The following is an 18,587-nucleotide window of genomic DNA, read 5'->3' as shown; positions in this document are numbered from 1 at the left end:
ATCAAAAGTAGCTATATTTCTTTTATTTAAATTTTATTTTTTTCCATATACCAGTAATATGCTTTAGCTTATTCCTACTACATAGCTTCTTATTTGCAATTCAAAATACTAAAATAGGCACAGTAATAAAATTTATATCCAAGTTTCTATAAGGAGAAAATTTCGTATGTTAGTCATATTGGTTTATATAACCATTTTTGTAATTAGCTGAATTTGTTTATCTTATTTCGTGTAAACATCATAATTTTAGAAGATAGATTTATAAAATTATGAGTAATATATATATAAAATATTGCTTTGCTTTGAAAAGAAAAGTCTAGCAGAATAATTTTTTAGCAAAACTGGGATTTAAATGAACTTTTTGTATATTACTTATGGTAAAAAAGTCTCTGTTTGAGAACAGGGACTTTATATTAGCTTTATTTAATGCTTAATTTTTTTTAAGAATTAAGGACGACTCCATTCAAGTATTCCTTTTAATTCATCGGGAACTAATTTAAATAATTTTTTAATACATTCAATATGTATATTATAGTTTGGTGATATTCTATTATTACAATTTTCAAAATAATATTTAGCCTGATAATTCAAAAAATGCACATCAGATTCATTAAAATCTGAATTCAAAAGTTTTAATGGCAAATTATGTACCAGTTGAGCTTCTAAACAGCAGGATTTATCCAAAGTTTTTTAAAGCATACCATGAGTTTGAAGATTTCTAATATGAGTAATGCCCAATAAAGTATCTCTATATAAATTTCTCTTTTATCCATTATTTTTTCCCTTTTTGGGAATCGTCCAGACATACTTAGTGGGTATTCCTGCCTTGTTAAGTTACTTTTTTAATAGTCTATAAATATTTAAAGAATCAATGTTTTTACTGACTACCTTAGCACATGTTCTTTCACGATAATATTTTCCTTCTTAAAAATTTTCAGTTCCATTAAATAATAATAATTTTCCAGATTCTTTAAATTATAAAAGCCCAGCATAAGCTGAGCTTTTAATTAAACTATATTTTAGCTAAACATTCTGGGAAAATACTCACTAATTTTATCATTATCGAATATTCTATCTTTTGTAAAATCCACCGTATCAGATACGACGATTACCGGCCACAACTCTTTCGGTAAATCTTCGATTGAAGCATAGATTGTTGGAAGATAAGATCTATAATAATCCCCGGTTTTAATTTTTCCTATATAATCAACTAAAAAATAATTTTCCTCATAATCAAGAAATCCATAATATACAAACACCCCCTTTTTTGCAGATAGTCCCTCATCTAAAAGTACCTTCTGCTTAGATAACTTTGCTACTGACTTTTCAACATCTTTCCTTTTTTTTAAATCCGTATAATTATTAGTATATAAATCCAATATTGTTTGTCCATGTTTGTTGTATGAATATTGACTATATTCATCCAGACCTTCATAGATGTGTTCAAAAAAAGGATTTAGTAATGATTTTGCATTATCATTGGATAATAGAGCTTTAGGTAAATCTCCCCAAGATTCATTCACCATTATTGCAATTTTTCCATTTTTATCCATTGCAGGCCAATCATATGTTGATAAACCATCTGCTTTCCAGTTTATATTTAAATCTTCAATAATCATCTGAATTTATCCTTAGGAAATGTCACTCAACAACTATTACGATTTTCATACTACTAGTTTCTTTTCTTCAGAACTATCTCATCCATTTCTTAATCTGAAGAAATCGATCAAATGAATCTTTTCTATAGCAATATCAATCTTTAAACAATTAATTTACTAAATCACTTGAGTAAATTCTTTTTGCGATCATTCCTTATCGTTATAATGCTGTATTAATCCAATTCTATATCGTTTCTTAACAAGACATATTAAGAAAAATGATATTGTTAACTGATTTACTTTTAATTATAAAGTCCCGGTTAACCGGGGCTTTTTAGTTATTAAGAAACTATTTCACGATCAATATCACCTGTTAAATAAAATTCAGTAAAAGCTCTCCTAACCAGACTAAAATCGTCGACAATCATTCTATTATCCCAATTATCACCAAGCATATCTACCATGATTTTGGGGCGTGTCGGATCATAAAAAGTTCTGATTTCATCATCAGTTCCTACACTAACATATGCAAACATCACCATATATTTCCGATTTTGTGAGTAAAGAATTAATTGATAAGGTTCGAAACCTATCTGCTTATATTGGCTTAAATAAAGGGAGCCGGTCGAAGATACAAATAAATTTAAAGTATCATTAATGTCTGCTAATGTAGTGTTATCAATATGAATTCCTTTATCAGATAGAATTTTTCTTCTGATGCACCCGAATAACACTCCTTTAAATTCAAATAAATTTCTCATTTTACTATCTCATCATTTTATATTTTCACAGATGCTTCCCAATATGTTCATATTATCTCATTGATTTTCTGTTTTTATTAGATTAATTTGATATTAAATTTTAATGTCAATTTCAATTAAGATATTTTATTCTTAATATTTTTATAAAGGTGTCAATCCTATTAATTTACCTCTTTTATAATTCAGAATACTCACTTGTTTAAGTTAATCACTTATAAAAAACCCGGCTTAAAAACCAGGATTTCTTGATTGCGTCATTATTTAAACCAAGTTAAAACAGTTTTATTAGCTGCTAATAAATGGGGATAGCTATCTAAAATGCCAGATATTGAAATGCTCAAGGAGCCGGAACCAAGAGCCACTTTGGAAAAAGAAAGATTGTTCAAGGAGCTGCCAGAGCATTTAAAACCAATTGTAACTTTTGCACTGGCGACAAGTTTAAAAAGGGCGAATGTTGCAGGCTTGAAATGGTCGCAAATTGATTTATCGCGAAGGATCGCATGGATTTTTGCTACTCAGGCAAAATCATCAAAGCCCATAGGAATTCAGCTAAATGATGAAGCCATGAGCGCAATTTTAAGCCAGCGAGGTAAGCATAAAACGAATGTCTTTACTTACAACGGTAAGCCAATTAAAAACCCTGCTGGCACCGCATGGAAAAAAGCTTTAAAGCGGGCTAAGATTGAAAATTATACATTTCATGATAACCGGCATACGTGGGCGACTAATCACGCAGTACAAGGGACACCCACCCGGCAACTAACTGAGTTAGGCGGCTGGTCCAGTGAAAAGATGGTAAAAAGATATGCGCACATGAATGTTGATCACTTAAAACAGTACGCGGCAAACTCGGCGCAATTTGACACCAAATTGACACCAAATTGACACCAGCCAAGCTTCAATAAAAAAAGCCACAGTGCTAATGTGGCCTAAATCATTGAATCTTTAATGTAAATTGGTGGAGGTAAGCGGGATCGAACCGCTGACCTCTTGCATGCCATGCAAGCGCTCTACCAACTGAGCTATACCCCCACTGTGTGCAGCGAGTTACTGCTGAATAGGTTGCGCATTTTACCTGAACTACCGAATTTTGCAAGCCCTGATTCAATCTTTGCTGAGAATGAGAGAAAATATGGTTTTCAACCGGTATGATTTTTGAATATAACACTTATCCCGTATAAACATGAATTGATAAAGTAGTCGCATTTGATAATTAAATTTATACTTACATGCTAACCCAGATTTTTTGTTCTCAAACAGGAAAGCGTTTATGCAGCGCAAAAAAAGACAGACTATACTTTTAATATTAACAGGCTTACTGGTATTTGCGCTGGTGTGGGTAACACTTTTATTCCTGCCTAAAAGCAATACAGGCTATCGGTTAAAAATACCGGCTGGCTACGGCATTAGCGGAGTAAGTCGTAATTTATCTGCTAATGATGTGATTTATAGCCGCTGGGTTTTTGTCGGTACTGCTTATATGCTGGGTATGGGAGATAAAATCAATCGGGGTAATTATCGCATTCCCCATTCAGCTTCCAGCTGGCAGATTTTACAAAGGCTGCGCAACGGTAAACCAGACAGTATTACGGTGCAGATTATTGAAGGCAGTACATTTGCGCAAATGCGCAGGTTAATTGATAACACACCGGATATTGAGCATATTACGAAAGACTGGCCTGACAACAAATTGCTACAGCAGCTAAATGCTGAAAGTAATTACACTCAGGCGGAGGGGCTGTTTTTTCCGGCTACTTATGATATTAGTTCAGACAGTAGTGATTTATCTCTTTATCAGCAGGCATTTAATACGATGCAGCGACATTTACAGGCTGCATGGGAAGAGCGTCGCAGTGATTTACCCTATCAGTCTGCCTATGATTTACTAATTATGGCCAGCCTGATCGAAAAAGAAACCGGCCATGCTGAAGACAGAAACAATGTGGCAGCTGTATTTGTTAACCGGCTGAATCAGCACATGAGATTACAAACAGATCCTACTGTCATTTATGGTATGGGTTCCCGTTATAAAGGCAAGATTGGAAAAGCGGATTTGCGCCGTGATACACCATACAATACTTATACTCGTTCCGGTCTGCCGCCTACTCCTATTGCGTTGCCGGGTAAAGCAGCACTCGAAGCAGCGGCACATCCGGCCAGTAACAATTATCTTTACTTTGTAGCGCGAAATGATGGTACAGGACGCAGCCAGTTCAGCCACAATCTGAATGAACACAATGCTGCTGTCCGCCAATATATTCTGAAAAAGCATTAACCGGGTTAACTATAGATGAAAGCAAAATTTATTACTCTGGATGGAATTGACGGTGCCGGTAAATCAACCAACCTCAATACCATACGTAACTGGTTTGAAAAACATCAGCTGCCGGTACTCTTTACCCGTGAACCCGGCGGTACGCCCATTGGTGAGGCATTACGCGAATTATTATTAAACCCGGCTACTCATGCTAATGCCCGTACTGAAACTCTGATGATATTTGCTGCACGCCAGCAGCATCTGGATGAGGTTATTAAACCGGCACTGGAAAAAGGCATACATGTAGTCAGTGATCGTTTTACCGATGCTACATTCGCCTATCAGGGAGGTGGTCGTGGTTTACCGCTGACAGATATCACTATTCTGGAAAACTGGGTGCAGCAAGGTTTTCAGCCCGATTTAACTTTATTACTGGATGTACCTCTTACAGTTGCACAGCAACGTCTCAGCCAAAATAGCCATCCTGACCGCTTTGAACAACTGGATACTGCGTTTTTTGAGCACACTCGCGCTGTCTATCTGGAACGAGCTGCGGCCACACCCCAACGCTATTCTATTATTGATAGCAGTTTGAATCTTCAGGATGTGGCACAGCAAATTAACCAAGGATTAGCACAGTTGTTTGGATTAGATTCATGATTTATCCATGGCTTGAACCAGTCTGGCAACAGATAGCCCGACACTGGCAGCAACAACCGCATGCATGGCTGCTTTATGGTCATCCGGGAATTGGTAAACGGGAATTTGCTGAATATCTGGCACAAGCATTATTGTGCGAGTCGCTGGGTACTAACCATCAGCCGTGTGGTGAATGTACATCCTGTCATTTATACAGTCAGCACAGCCATCCCGATTTTCTGTTGGTTACCCCCGATGAAACAGATGGCGAAGGCGGAGAACGTAAACAGCCACTGATTAAGGTAGAAACTATACGGGACGTTCTGGATTTTGCTCATCTGAGTGCTCATCGTGGCGGCAAGCGTGTAGCTCTGATTTATCCGGCAGAAAATATGAATCTGCAGGCAGCCAACGCCCTGCTGAAAATTCTGGAAGAACCGCCGCAAGGTATGGTATTTATTCTGGTAAGCCATCAGAAAGACCGTCTGTTACCAACAATTAAAAGCCGCTGCCGGCAAGTGGTGTTGACCATACCGGCGCCTGCACAGGCACTGGCTTATGCACAGCAGCAACACGGAGATAATGCAGCTGAACTGCTAGCCTTTCACGGCGGAGCCCCCTTGTTTAATGAAAACGACAGCCATACCCGGCTGCGTAACGAATTAATTACCTTGCTGGTTAAGCCGCGTCTGATTGCTTTATTGGATTATGCCGCTACTTTTGATAAACACAAACTGGCACTGGCTACTTTTCTCGACTGGCTGGCTAAATGGTTACTTGATCTGTCACTAGCCCAGCAAAATATGCAACCCATGTATTACCCTGCATGGAGTAAAGCGTTAAATGAGATTAGCCGGCAAGCAGATACATTATCGTTGTTTGCCTTAATTGATAAAGTAAACAAACTTACCCCTTACGGTAAACATACACTCAATGTTAAAATGCAGCTGGAAGATTTATTAATTGAATATCTGAATATTTGGCAGCAAAAAAACACAAAATCTTAAAGGAAATCTATGGCTGAAGCTCCTGTTAATCTGCCGGGCAAAATGCTCAATTTAACGATACCCGACAAACCGGAACTGTATCGCAGTTACATGGCTTTTCTGCAGCATGGCGGTCTGTTTGCCCCTACCACTGATACATTTAATATGGGTGAAGAAGTATTACTGGTCGTTAACTTGCCAGAATTCAACGAAGCCAAATATTTGCGTACCACAGTAGTATGGATCAACACTGCTACCACTTCCACCGGGCAGCCACAGGGAATCGGGCTGGCATTTGGTAAAGATGAAGATAGCATTGCAGTAAAGCAGTCAATTGAAGATATTTTGCCCGGAATACTGTTAAGCGAACGCCCTACCTATACTTTGTAATCATGCTTATCGATTCACACTGCCATTTAAATATGCCTGATCTGGCAGCCAGATTGCCGCAAATACTGGACAATATGGTTCAGGCAGACATAGGTCAGGCTATTGCTATTAGTGTAGACCGTACCAGCGCTGCTGAAGTACTGGCGCTGGCAGAACAGCATACCAATCTGTTTGCCAGTGTTGGTGTTCATCCTGAAGATCAGAATTCAGTAGAAATGAGCGTGGATGAATTGGTTGCTGCTGCCCAACATCCAAAAGTAGTAGGTATTGGAGAAACCGGACTCGATTATCATTGGTGTAGCGGAGATCTGGCATGGCAGCATCAGCGCTTCAGTACGCATATTCAGGCATCTAATCAGACCGGCTTGCCTCTGATTATCCATACCCGGGAAGCTGCCAGCGATACATTGCGCCTATTGCATGAAAATCAAGCACAACAAGGTGTGATTCACTGTTTTACAGAAGATACTGCATTTGCCAAAGCTGTACTGGATTTGGGTTTTTATATTTCCTTTTCCGGAATTGTAACCTTTAAAAATGCCAGACAGATACAGGAAGCCTGTCGCTATGTTCCGTTAGACCGGATACTGGTTGAAACTGATGCTCCCTATCTGGCACCTGTGCCTAAACGCGGTAAACAAAATGAACCAGCTTATGTGCGTTATACTGCCGAATTTGTAGCACATCTGCGCGGAGACACCATCACCAGAATTGAAGAAGCTACAACGGCTAATACCTATCGGCTTTTTAATAAAATTCCGCCAATCAGCAATTAGTCATGACACAGATTACCGTTACTGTACTTGGCTGCGGCAGCTCATCCGGTACACCGGTTATCGGGTGTGACTGTCCTGCATGTACCAGCACAGATCCCAAAAACCGGCGTACCCGTTGCAGTGCACATGTACAGATTGGTAAACAATACTGGCAAATTGATACTGGAACTGATTTTTACCATCAGGCCTTACAACATAAACTGCAGCGTATCGATGGGGTGCTTTATACTCATCCGCATGCAGACCACCTTAATGGCATTGATGATTTGCGTGCATTCTGCTACAGACAACGCGCAGCTATTCCTATTTACGGACACCATGACACCTTGTCCAATATTCAGAACCGTTTCGATTATGCCTTTCTGGAGCAGAATAACCATTGGAACCGGCCGGTATTACGTGCATATGAACTGCCATTGAATCAAGGTAAAAATAGCGTTCTGACTATTGAAGGTGTACCTGTATGGCACTTCGGTGTGCCGCATGGTAGTTGGACAACCAGTGCCTTTCGTATTGGCAACATCGCCTGGTTTACCGATCTTAACCATATAGATGAATCTATATTTCCGTACTTAAACGGGCTGGATTATCTCTTTCTTGATTGCCTGATGGATACCCCATATCCAAGTCATCTGAGTACTGAACAAGCTTTTACTTATGCTAAGCGTATCAATGCCAGACAAACTTACTTTATTCATATGACTCATAATCAGGAATATCACGCACTCAAGCATCGCTGCCCCAAAAACTGCGCACCGGCTTATGATGGTTTAATTGTAAGTAGCTATTATTAATATACTTTTATCATAAATATCTTAACATTACTAATAATAAATTTTTACTATATTTTAATTATAAAAATCATCAATTTAAATCTTGAAAAATAAATCAAAATTATAATTCTGCTTGCTCATCATAATCATCCAATACCCCATCATTCATTCTATCTAAGTGTTTTTGTTTACTCAGTTCTTTTAACTTACTATAAGAAATATAGCTACAACTTTCAGATAAAGGACCTTTTTCCAATAGAGAAAACACCGGTCTGAGTATTTCCTGAAAAACTTTTTCCTGCCGGTAATCGGGTGCAACAATATGTAATTTAATATTCATATTTGGTTGCAGTGCAAGTAAATCGGCCATTCTCAATAAACCAGAATATACTGAGGTCGTTTGCTCTATTTCGAACGCCCGAATAATTGAACGCCCTTTTAACCAAATAACATCTATTTGTTCAATCGTACTTAATGTCGTCTCATCATAATTAAGCGGTAATCTGTCCAATAAAGCTTCGGTATCTTTTTTCCATTCTTTTAAGACTCTGCTGCGATCTGCTTTAGGTAACCAAATTCGATGTCCCATACAAGCTCCTATCTGAGCCAGTAATGCCTGCATTTTAATTGATTCACGGACATCATTATTTATGCATATTTCATTATTTTCTAAAGATTCTTCATTTTCAGGTACAGAAACTTCAACAACTTTTTCAACACGATTTACGGTATGTTTTTTTAAATTTTTCAGCTCTTTTTCATCTAAAGGATATGGAAAAGGATTATTAGCCTGCATCGATAGCATCTCTGCCAATAACTCTCCGTCTTTATCATTAAGTTTATTTAAACTGTTTCGCAGAATACCAGTCCAGATACCACTGTTTTTAGGATATGACTGAGTAAAAGAAAGATGCTGCCAAATTTTATCGTCATGAATAGGGATTGAATCAGGCAAGGATAACCATACTTTTGTTCGCACATGAAAACGCAAAATAAACGGATCATTATTTTCTACAAAAATAGGAGTATTATCCTGAAATGGACAATTATCAATCACTTCAAGCAAACCACACCAGCGAGATAATCGAGTAATATAACAAACTAGGATATCTCCGGTTTTAAGCTTTGCTGCTAAACCGTGATGCTTGATACGAAAACCACTAACAGTTCTATCAGAATGAGTAAAAGCTTCATAGGTTTCAGGGGAAAAAAGATTTATGTAATAAGTCATAAGTTATATCTTTTACAATTTTAAACATCATAACTATTTTATTTATATCTCACTTACTGGAATTACCATAGCAATTATCAAAATTAGTGCTAATAATTACTTTAAAGTTATTAGTGAAGTTGAGAATTATGCATATCAGATAAAATTTTGTTTATTTATATTACCTAAAAACAAAAGATATTGACATAAAAATATTAAATAACTAACAATAGTATCAACTCATTCTAATCATTTTCCGGATCAGTATAAGATTGTATTAACTTAAATAACGTGCTGTTTGTTTTAATATCTGCTGTAACGTTTCTGCGCTCAACCCTAATGCACGCATACATAAAGCACAATCGGCCGCCTGAGTAATCCCCCACAGATATTGATTATTTTCTAACGGCCAGTCTGGCTGTAGTGCAGAATAGATTTCGTTAACCAGTTGCCGGATTTCGTTTTTGCTGGCAGCGGTATTGACATAGTAAAGACAAGCCTGATGGGTATATTGCTCCATCTGTCCCAGTACATTTAACGGCTGCTGGTGCGGATGCCAGTATATATTGTCATTAAGCAATGCCTGCTGCCGGTAATCAATATTAATGCGTGAAGACAGATAGCGAAAATCCCAGCTTTCCTGATTAAGCACGCGACCGCAGGCTATGATTTCACCTAGAATGAGCTGACAGTTATCTGCCAGAGTAATGTGCATGGTTTGTGTTAAAGCTGCATCACGATGCAATACCAATGGATGAGGCAGATAGCATAACCGGCTGTGTTCATGCAAGCAGATACGGGTATGCTGCTGTGCTTCCGTAGCAGCCGGCATGGATTGCACCCGGGTAAATGCCTGGGTAAACAAATACAATTGGGTTTGTTCCGCCAGCTCTATATCAATTCCAATACTATCCCCTGCCAGTAATCCCGGTGATGAACTCATTTGTATCGCCGGCAAAGCCTGCGACCATACCGGTGATATCATTTGCGGTAAAGGCAAAATTTTCAGCGGTGGTGTATAAAAGCAACTGGCAAAGGTAGTCTGTCCGTGCCGGTTTAGCTGAGTAGATAGATGTAAGCGGCTGTGCATTAACGTATCAGACCGGCTGGTTCGTCTGTGTTCTCAAGTAAGGCGTATTTTTTAATCCATTTGATTACAGTGTTAATACCTTCCTCTGCCATCAGATTGGTAAATACAAATGGCTGCCCTTTTCGCATACGCTGTGCATCATGCTGCATCACTTCAAGGCTGGCACCTACATACGGCGCTAAATCAGTTTTATTGATAACCAGCAAATCAGAACGGGTAATACCCGGTCCGCCTTTGCGCGGAATTTTTTCTCCCTGCGCCACATCAATAACAAACAGCGTAACATCAGCCAGATCAGGGCTGAAAGTAGCTGAAAGATTATCACCGCCACTTTCGATAAATACTATCTGAATATCTGGAAAGCGTGCTGTCATTTCATCTACTGCTTCCAGATTCATACTGGCATCTTCACGAATGGCAGTATGCGGACAGCCACCGGTTTCTACGCCCATAATTCGTTCTGGTGGCAACAGGCTGTTTTTGGTCAGAAATTCAGCATCTTCCTGCGTATAGATATCATTGGTAATCACCGCAATACTATATTCCTGAACCATATGACGGGTAAGTTTTTCAATCAGTGCAGTTTTACCGGAACCTACCGGACCGGCAACGCCGATTTTAATGTATTCACGCATGGTGTTCCTTCTGCACCATTCCGTTTACTCGGTCTGATACAGTATTTCACGACTAACTCAGCTGCTTCTATTCAGACAGAACAGCTTGTTTATTAAACAATCAGTTCAGAAGCCATTTCTGTCTGAACTGATTTTATCCGGGTATTGTTATCAGCCTGCAAACAGCATACCGAAACCAATCAGACCAATCACGCTGCCGGTAAAACGTAATACCCACTGATGTTTACTCATTACTGTACCCAGTGCAAATCCGATGGCATGCAAAGCCGCCGTTGCAATAATAAAGCCACAGGCATAACTGAATGCACCATGTGAGCCCATTTCGGCACCATGTGCAATACCATGAAACAAAGCAAACAGGCCAACCAGCAGCATAGCGGCACCAGCCGGTACTTTTTTCAGCCAGGCCGCAGCTAGCCCCAATACCAGTACGGAAACGGCAATCCCCTGCTCCAGCATTGGTATTCGGATATCCTGTGCTCCCATCACAAATCCGGCAGTCATCACACTGACAAAAGTAACAGGAATCAGCCAGCGTGCTTTACCCTGAAAAGTTGCCGCCCATAAACCCACTGCTACCATAGCCAGCAGATGATCCCAGCCACTGAGCGGATGCTGAATACCTGCCATCCAGCCTTCCGTAAGGTGTCCGGGATGGGCAAAGGCAAATACCGGGGTTAATAATAATAAAGCAAATATTTTTTTCATATTTTCCTCCAGTGTTGAGACATTAACTCATATACAAACGGCTATACAAACGTTCGTGCTGCATTGCCCGAATGTCCGTTGCCAGTGTTGTAGCGCCAAGTTGCTGTTGTTGCGGTTGCATACTTGCAATAACGATATGAGCTATTACTGCATGCAATTCAATTAACATTTCCTGTCCGGCCATCTGGCTCAGCGGTATCAGCTTAACCCCGTTGGTAATTAAACCTATTACGGCATTGTAATAAAATGCCTGCAATGCTGCCGCTTTATCCAGTTGCAGGGACGCAGCAAGTAATCCAAATACCAGCGGGTAAAACCCGCGTACCTGTTGTGCTGCTAAAGCAGCCTGATAGGAAGCCACTATTGCTGAGCTGGTATGTGGTACAAAAATTTTCAGCAGGCGTGTGCCAAGCTTATAACTGCTTTCCCGTAATTCACGTGCGATTTTTGTCGCCCCTATCTGCCTGTCCAGAGATATCAGGACATTCAGATTATGTTCAGTAGCGGCAGTATAAGCCAGAGACATGTAAGCACCATCATTATGTAACCAGTTTTGCTTTAGCTGTGTTTCAGCAAATGCTTTCAGTGTAACAGCATCATAAATAATGCCCTGCTGAACAAAAGTCTCCAGCCCTCCGGAATGGTTAAAACCACCGATTGGTAGCGTCGGGTCGGCCAGTTGCAGCAATAATCCTGCACGTGTCAGTGTTTCAATATCAATTTTTCGGTCTGAGCCGGACATATAGTGCAATTCATTAATGATGGTGATGACCGGTTATATCATGGCTATGGCTGTGTCCTGCGCCGATACCCGGCGCTGAATTAGCCCGCAACTGTTCACTTAATCTTCGTTGCTGACGTGTCGGTGCAAATCCGGCAGCCTGCAGCCACTCAAATAAAGGTTTATCAAACGGCAACAGTAATTCATTACCATCCAGAAACAATGGTGTGTGTTTATTGCCGATTTCATAGCAGGCACGTGCCATTTCCGGCAAAGTTTGCGGAGCAAGTACCATGACGTCACTTGGTTCGATTTGCACTGCAATGACCAGCTGTTTATCCAGATAAACCACATCATCATGATGCAGTCGCTGCCCCTCTTTCAGCAGGCGAAAAGCAATTTCGCGCCCACCGGCAGTTGTAGTTCGGATAATGCGCCGGTCTGCTTCAAACCATTGCAGACAGACAGTATCCAGCATCTGAGTAGTAATCTGCTTCTCCTGTGTAAGTGTTTGCAGATTGCCGATAATGGTTTGGATAATTAGATTCATTTTAAGCTTAATTCGTTATTTTGCTCAGAACGAGCTTCAAATTGATTAATTAAAAAATCAATTGCATTAAAAGAAATAGCACCAATTACCCCAATAATAAAAATTTTGACACTTATAATTAAAAAATTATCAATTTCAGAAAAATTTTTCAATGACCATATAAACGTATTATTTAAAGTGGCAAAAAAAACAATATATAAATTGAATACACTTTTTTTCAGGAGTTTTATTAAATCCGGATTAATGACATGTGATTTATTTGTATTTAAATTAAACAAAAAATTAAATATTATCGAAAACAAAAATAAAATTATTGATACAAAATAAATACTGTTTAGTCTCAGCTTATCACTTAACATAATAATTATTTGAGTCCAAACTGGATCACTGTACAATATCAAAGTCACTGTTGATAATTTAATACTTTTAAAAAATATTTTTTTCCATTCAGAATTAATTTCTAAACATGATTTCATAAATATATAGAAAATTTCCATAAATTTCGATTCCTATAAAATCAAAACAGAAAATATCGCTGCGCCAAAGCCACTCTATTTACTGGTTTACAGGTAATATGTTCGCCATTCACCTGCACTTCATAAGTTTCCGGATTTACGTTGATTTCCGGCATAGCATTATTGTGAATCAGGTCTTTTTTACCGATTGCACGGCAATTATGTACAGGCAGAGTCTGTTTAGATAAACCGTATTTTTTGCGAATATCATTATCCACGCCTGCCTGAGAGACAAATAACACGGCAGTATCCTGAACAGCACGTCCGAGCGCGCCAAACATCGGCCGGTAAATAACTGGCTGCGGTGTCGGAATGGAGGCATTCGGATCACCCATACGTGCATAACTGATGCTGCCGCCCTTGATAATAATTTCCGGCTTAACTCCAAAAAATGCCGGTTTCCACAGAACCAAATCGGCAATTTTACCTGCTTCAATTGAGCCGACATAATCACTAATACCCTGAGCAATAGCCGGATTAATGGTGTATTTCGCCAGATACCGCTTAATACGGAAATTGTCATTCGCACCTGTTTCTTCGGCCAGACGTCCGCGCTGCTGTTTCATTTTATCGGCAGTTTGCCATGTTCGCAGAATGACTTCTGCCACTCTGCCCATAGCCTGCGAATCTGAACTCATAATCGAAAATACACCCATATCATGCAAAATATCTTCGGCAGCAATGGTTTCGGGACGAATACGTGAATCAGCAAACGCCACATCTTCAGCTACACTTTTATCCAGATGATGACACACCATCAACATATCCAGATGTTCGTCTATAGTATTAACTGTAAACGGACGGGTAGGATTGGTGGAAGCCGGTAATACATTCGGATACATCGCAGCCCTGATAATATCCGGAGCATGTCCGCCGCCTGCGCCTTCGGTATGAAAGGTATGGATTACACGACCATTAATTGCTCGCATGGTATCTTCAAGAAAACCGCCTTCATTCAGCGTATCAGTATGAATTGCCACCTGCACATCCATCTCATCGGCCACCCGTAATGATGCATCGATGACAGCGGCTGTAGCACCCCAGTCTTCATGGATTTTTAACCCCAGTGCTCCGGCATTTATCTGTTCACGCAGCGGCTCCAGAGTGCCACAGTTACCTTTGCCGAAAAAACCAAGGTTAACCGGCGCTTGTTCAGCAGCCTGTAACATTTTCTGAATATGCCATGCGCCCGGTGTGACAGTGGTGGCATTGGTACCATCGGCCGGACCGGTACCACCGCCAATCATAGTAGTAATACCCGATTCGATGGCATGAGTAATCTGTTGCGGAGAAATAAAGTGAATATGGGTATCAATCCCGCCTGCGGTCGCGATCAGGTTGGCGCCATTATGCACTTCGGTAGCAGCACCAATAATCATCCCGGGGTGCACTCCGTCCATTGTATCCGGATTACCTGACTGACCTACAGCAACAATTTTGCCGTCACGAATACCAATATCAGCTTTTACAATGCCCCAATAGTCGATTATCAGTACATTGGTGATAACCATATCAAGCACATTTTCATTACTGCGTGGTGCTGTAGCAGACTGTGCCATTCCGTCCCGGATGGATTTACCACCACCGAATTTTCCTTCGTCACCATATGTAAGTAAATCACGCTCTACTTCTGCAAATAATTCGGTATCACCCAAACGTATTTTATCGCCTACTGTTGGTCCGTAAGTAGCAACATATTGCTGGCGGGAAATTTTCAGGCTCATAGCTGGTTTCTCTGTCTAAATAATTTGTATCGATTTTTCGGTAAGTTATTTTTGCTATTAATCAGAATATATACATCAATCTGTTATTGCTCAGACAGATAAATTATTCACTGTTTACGCTGCCATTTATGGCATTATGAAAACCAAATATTTTTTTGTGCCCGCCAAATTCCGTCAGTTCTACCGTTTTCGATTCTCCGGGTTCAAACCGGACTGCGTTACCGGAAGGAACATTCAGACGCATGCCGCGTGTCTGTTCCCGCTCAAACTCAAGTGCCGGATTGGTTTCATAAAAATGATAGTGGGAACCCACTTGTATCGGACGATCACCACGATTAATGACAACAATGGTCATTGTACGGCGGTTCTGATTGGCCATAATGTCATCTGCGGCCAGAATATATTCTCCCGGAATCATGCTGTTTCTCCTGAATTTGTTTTGAGCAGATATTATTTGCTGTTTAATAATAATTCGCCTGCAGCTAATCTCAGAATAACTGACGTTTATTTTAGCGGATAGGCTGATGTACGGTAACCAGCTTTGTCCCGTCCGGAAAAGTAGCTTCAATCTGGACTTCATCTACCATATCGGCAACACCTTCCATAACATCAGCAGTGGTGAGCAGTGTTGCTCCGTACTGCATAAGTTCGGCCACGCTCATACCGTCCCGTGCAGCTTCTTGTAGCTGGCTGCTGATATAAGCTATCGCTTCCGGATAGTTTAGTTTTACTCCTCGCGCCCGGCGTTTGGCCGCAAGTTCTCCTGCCAGAAACAGCATCAGTTTTTCCTGTTCACGACTGGTTAAGTGCATAGTTTCTCTCTGTAAATTATTGGATTGATGAATTAATTTTATATGACTTTATTATATATCTTAGATAGATTTATCTATCTTTGTAATATTGATAAATTTTATAAATGATCAGACTTAGAAAAATAATTAAAAATATTCTTCCTAAGATGGAGCCAGTTTTATAGGTGGTACTATTTTCATCCACATTCGCAAAAGCATTTGTTATAGGAATAGTAAATATGGCACTTGACCATAAAAAATGTTTTATGTATTTCATAATCTGATTAAATTTGAGTTAAAAAATTAGCTTTCAAAATACTTATTTAAACTTAAATTTATTAAACAAATGTTATAAAAACATAATAAACTTAAATAAAACAGTTTGTACAGTTAAATCGTAAATCCTTATATAAAAATGCCTGTTCTGATTACTTATACCGTAACAGAAGCAGGCATTTTAAAATATTTAATTTTTAAGTCTTTTAACTTGCTTTACACTGATTAAATCACCCCCTGAGCTTTAATCCGCGGCTGACTATCCAGCTTATTCAAAGCAGACAAATAAGCTTTGGCACTGGCGACGAGAATATCGGTATCAGCTCCCTGGCCATTAACTATATAGCCTTCGCGTGATAAACGCACGGTTACTTCACCTTGACTTTCAGGGCCAGCAGTAATCGCATTTACCGAATAAAGCTGTAAATCGGCAGAACTGTTAACTTTAGACTCAATGGCTTTGAATACCGCATCTATCGGTCCTGAACCATGACCGCTGGCCCGTTTTTCGTTTCCGTCCAGATTAAAAACAATTTCTGCCACCGGCTCTTCTCCGGTTTCACTGTGAATACTCAGAGATACATATTTGTAACGATCCGGTGCACGGCTAACCAGCTCATCTGAAACCAGCGCATGCAAGTCTTCATCAAAAATTTCACGTTTTTTATCTGCCAGCTCTTTAAAGCGGGCAAAGGCTGCATTCAGTGCTTCTTCACTATCCAGCTCGATACCCAGCTCCTGTAATTTAGTCCGGAAAGCATTACGACCGGAAAGTTTACCCAGTGTAAGCCGGTTTGTACTCCAGCCAACTGATTCAGCCGACATAATTTCATAAGTTTCGCGGCATTTCAGCACTCCATCTTGATGAATACCGGACTCATGGGCGAAAGCATTAGCGCCTACAATGGCTTTATTTGGCTGGACAGGATACCCGGTAACTGTAGAAACCATTTTTGAGGTAGGAACAATTTGTGTGGTATCAATATTGGTTTCCAGACCAAAAATGTCGTGACGGGTCTTCAGTGCCATGACTACTTCTTCCAGACTGGCATTACCTGCCCGTTCACCCAGACCATTAATAGTACACTCTACCTGTCGTGCACCACCACTTACTGCGGCCAGTGAGTTTCCTACGGCCAGCCCCAGATCATTATGACAGTGTGCCGACCAGATAACCTTATCACTGCCGGGTGTTTTCTGAATCAATTCACGGAAAAATGCTTCAGTCTGAAAAGGAATGGCATAACCCACTGTATCCGGAATATTGATGGTAGTAGCACCTGCTTCAATAACTGCCTGACAAATCTCGGCAAGAAAATTGATATCACTGCGCAATGCATCTTCGCAGGAAAATTCCACATCATCAGTATATTCACGTGCAATTTTTACTGCTTTAACTGCGGTTTCTTTAACCTGTTGCGGTTTCATGCGCAGTTTATGTTCCATATGCAACGGGCTGGTAGCAATAAAAGTATGAATGCGTTTGCGCTTTGCCGGTGCAATGGCTTCGCCGGCCTTACGTACATCTCGTTCATTAGCTCGTGACAGTGAACATACCGTGGCATTCTGAATAATTTCGGCAATACTGTGAATAGCATCGAAATCACCCGGACTGGCAGCAGCAAATCCTGCCTCAATGACATCTACACCTAACTTCTCCAACTGGCGTGCGATGCGGATTTTTTCTTCTTTGGTCATGGCTGCACCCGGCGACTGTTCTCCATCGCGCAGGGTGGTGTCAAATATAATGACTCGATTATTGGTACTGGTCATTCTTGGTCTCTCCAAGGTAGTGTTATTGTGTTGCATAAATGCATTGATATCCAGCGGCTTATTTTGTTTCTCAGCCATCAGAATAATTTTTTGTAACTGATTTAATGGTAATGAACCACGCTTACGCCATTTATAAATAGCAGCTGTAGAAGCAGCATTATCCGGATAATGTTGTTTGAGTGCTTCTGCCAAAGCATTGACGCCACCAAAATAGGCAATTAAGCGGTCTATATTCAATTGCATAACTGACCTTTTGTCCAATTTACTCATTTTATTGTGCTACAATATATTCCGTTAAGCTAATATACGTAAAATTAGACATTAAAGCAAGTTAAATTTCTATTTTTCTTAATAGAATAATTTTATTTAGACATTTTAGACAAAAGAGAGATAATTATTTTTGAGTTTATACTT

Annotated in this window: 20 protein-coding genes and 1 tRNA gene; 7 read left to right on the top strand and 14 right to left on the bottom strand. The window is 39.9% G+C overall.

Going from position 1 to position 18,587, the window contains the following annotated elements:
• Positions 1-1,019: 1,019 nt before the first annotated feature.
• Together SALWKB2_RS02370 and SALWKB2_RS02365 are read right to left on the bottom strand one after the other, a co-directional pair.
• Positions 1,020-1,619, bottom strand: coding sequence for a hypothetical protein (locus tag SALWKB2_RS02370; protein ID WP_038648669.1), 600 nt, complete (start codon positions 1,617-1,619; stop codon positions 1,020-1,022).
• A 320-nt stretch (positions 1,620-1,939) separates the two neighbouring features.
• Positions 1,940-2,359, bottom strand: a complete 420-nt coding sequence (locus SALWKB2_RS02365) for a DUF6911 family protein (RefSeq protein ID WP_025330089.1) — start codon at positions 2,357-2,359, stop codon at positions 1,940-1,942.
• Positions 2,360-2,677: 318 nt separating this feature from the next.
• Here SALWKB2_RS02365 and SALWKB2_RS02360 point away from each other — a divergent pair, with 318 nt between their 5' ends.
• Entirely contained in the window at positions 2,678-3,244 is a 567-nt protein-coding gene (locus SALWKB2_RS02360) for a site-specific integrase (protein ID WP_051506372.1), read from the top strand.
• Positions 3,245-3,315: 71 nt separating this feature from the next.
• Here SALWKB2_RS02360 and SALWKB2_RS02355 read toward each other — a convergent pair.
• Positions 3,316-3,391, bottom strand: a tRNA-Ala gene (locus SALWKB2_RS02355).
• A gap of 238 nt (positions 3,392-3,629) precedes the next feature.
• Between SALWKB2_RS02355 and mltG the strand changes: the two genes are divergently transcribed.
• The 6 genes from mltG to SALWKB2_RS02325 are packed head-to-tail and all read left to right on the top strand — an operon-like array spanning position 3,630 to position 8,201.
• Positions 3,630-4,634, top strand: coding sequence for an endolytic transglycosylase MltG (mltG, locus tag SALWKB2_RS02350; protein ID WP_025330088.1), 1,005 nt, complete (start codon positions 3,630-3,632; stop codon positions 4,632-4,634).
• Positions 4,635-4,649: 15 nt separating this feature from the next.
• Entirely contained in the window at positions 4,650-5,276 is a 627-nt protein-coding gene (gene tmk, locus SALWKB2_RS02345) for a dTMP kinase (RefSeq protein WP_025330087.1), read from the top strand.
• Positions 5,273-6,262, top strand: a complete 990-nt coding sequence (holB, locus tag SALWKB2_RS02340) for a DNA polymerase III subunit delta' (protein ID WP_025330086.1) — start codon at positions 5,273-5,275, stop codon at positions 6,260-6,262. Before tmk ends, holB begins: the two co-directional genes overlap by 4 nt.
• 9 nt (positions 6,263-6,271) lie before the next feature.
• Positions 6,272-6,631, top strand: coding sequence for a PilZ domain-containing protein (locus SALWKB2_RS02335; protein ID WP_025330085.1), 360 nt, complete (start codon positions 6,272-6,274; stop codon positions 6,629-6,631).
• Positions 6,631-7,407, top strand: a complete 777-nt coding sequence (locus tag SALWKB2_RS02330; RefSeq protein WP_025330084.1) for a TatD family hydrolase — start codon at positions 6,631-6,633, stop codon at positions 7,405-7,407. Before SALWKB2_RS02335 ends, SALWKB2_RS02330 begins: the two co-directional genes overlap by 1 nt.
• A 2-nt stretch (positions 7,408-7,409) precedes the next feature.
• Positions 7,410-8,201, top strand: coding sequence for an MBL fold metallo-hydrolase (locus SALWKB2_RS02325; protein WP_038648665.1), 792 nt, complete (start codon positions 7,410-7,412; stop codon positions 8,199-8,201).
• Between the two features lie 100 nt (positions 8,202-8,301).
• On the opposite strand, the gene SALWKB2_RS02320 is transcribed toward SALWKB2_RS02325, so the two are convergent.
• From SALWKB2_RS02320 to SALWKB2_RS02270, 11 genes are all read right to left on the bottom strand, one after another.
• Positions 8,302-9,411: an EVE domain-containing protein gene (locus tag SALWKB2_RS02320; RefSeq protein WP_025330082.1), complete on the bottom strand. Its 1,110-nt coding sequence runs from the start codon at positions 9,409-9,411 to the stop codon at positions 8,302-8,304.
• A gap of 256 nt (positions 9,412-9,667) precedes the next feature.
• The gene (locus SALWKB2_RS02315; protein ID WP_025330081.1) at positions 9,668-10,480 is read right to left on the bottom strand and encodes an urease accessory protein UreD; all 813 of its coding nucleotides are present in this window, start codon (positions 10,478-10,480) and stop codon (positions 9,668-9,670) included.
• Positions 10,480-11,115, bottom strand: coding sequence for an urease accessory protein UreG (ureG, locus tag SALWKB2_RS02310; RefSeq protein WP_025330080.1), 636 nt, complete (start codon positions 11,113-11,115; stop codon positions 10,480-10,482). The genes SALWKB2_RS02315 and ureG overlap by 1 nt, the downstream gene beginning before the upstream one ends.
• A gap of 150 nt (positions 11,116-11,265) precedes the next feature.
• Entirely contained in the window at positions 11,266-11,823 is a 558-nt protein-coding gene (locus SALWKB2_RS02305) for a HupE/UreJ family protein (protein ID WP_025330079.1), read from the bottom strand.
• 22 nt (positions 11,824-11,845) lie between these two features.
• A complete protein-coding gene (locus SALWKB2_RS02300; RefSeq protein WP_038648660.1) occupies positions 11,846-12,565 on the bottom strand; it encodes an urease accessory protein UreF in 720 nt (239 codons plus the stop codon).
• A 13-nt stretch (positions 12,566-12,578) separates the two neighbouring features.
• Complete coding sequence (gene ureE, locus SALWKB2_RS02295; RefSeq protein ID WP_038648657.1) at positions 12,579-13,094, bottom strand: urease accessory protein UreE; 516 nt, start codon at positions 13,092-13,094, stop codon at positions 12,579-12,581.
• On the bottom strand, positions 13,091-13,591 hold the full coding sequence (locus SALWKB2_RS02290; RefSeq protein ID WP_025330076.1) for a hypothetical protein: 501 nt from the start codon (positions 13,589-13,591) through the stop codon (positions 13,091-13,093). The genes ureE and SALWKB2_RS02290 overlap by 4 nt, the downstream gene beginning before the upstream one ends.
• A 20-nt stretch (positions 13,592-13,611) precedes the next feature.
• A complete protein-coding gene (gene ureC / locus SALWKB2_RS02285) occupies positions 13,612-15,333 on the bottom strand; it encodes an urease subunit alpha (protein WP_025330075.1) in 1,722 nt (573 codons plus the stop codon).
• Positions 15,334-15,436: 103 nt separating this feature from the next.
• Positions 15,437-15,751: an urease subunit beta gene (locus tag SALWKB2_RS02280; protein ID WP_025330074.1), complete on the bottom strand. Its 315-nt coding sequence runs from the start codon at positions 15,749-15,751 to the stop codon at positions 15,437-15,439.
• A gap of 91 nt (positions 15,752-15,842) precedes the next feature.
• The gene (gene ureA / locus SALWKB2_RS02275; RefSeq protein ID WP_025330073.1) at positions 15,843-16,145 is read right to left on the bottom strand and encodes an urease subunit gamma; all 303 of its coding nucleotides are present in this window, start codon (positions 16,143-16,145) and stop codon (positions 15,843-15,845) included.
• A gap of 480 nt (positions 16,146-16,625) precedes the next feature.
• Positions 16,626-18,416 (bottom strand): 2-isopropylmalate synthase, encoded by a 1,791-nt coding sequence (locus SALWKB2_RS02270; protein ID WP_025330072.1) that lies wholly within the window; start codon positions 18,414-18,416, stop codon positions 16,626-16,628.
• Positions 18,417-18,587 lie beyond the last annotated feature (171 nt).

Source organism: Snodgrassella alvi wkB2, assembly GCF_000600005.1.
In the GTDB taxonomy this organism is placed as follows: Bacteria; Pseudomonadota; Gammaproteobacteria; order Burkholderiales; family Neisseriaceae; genus Snodgrassella; species Snodgrassella alvi.
This window is presented reverse-complemented; position numbering and strand designations above follow the sequence as displayed.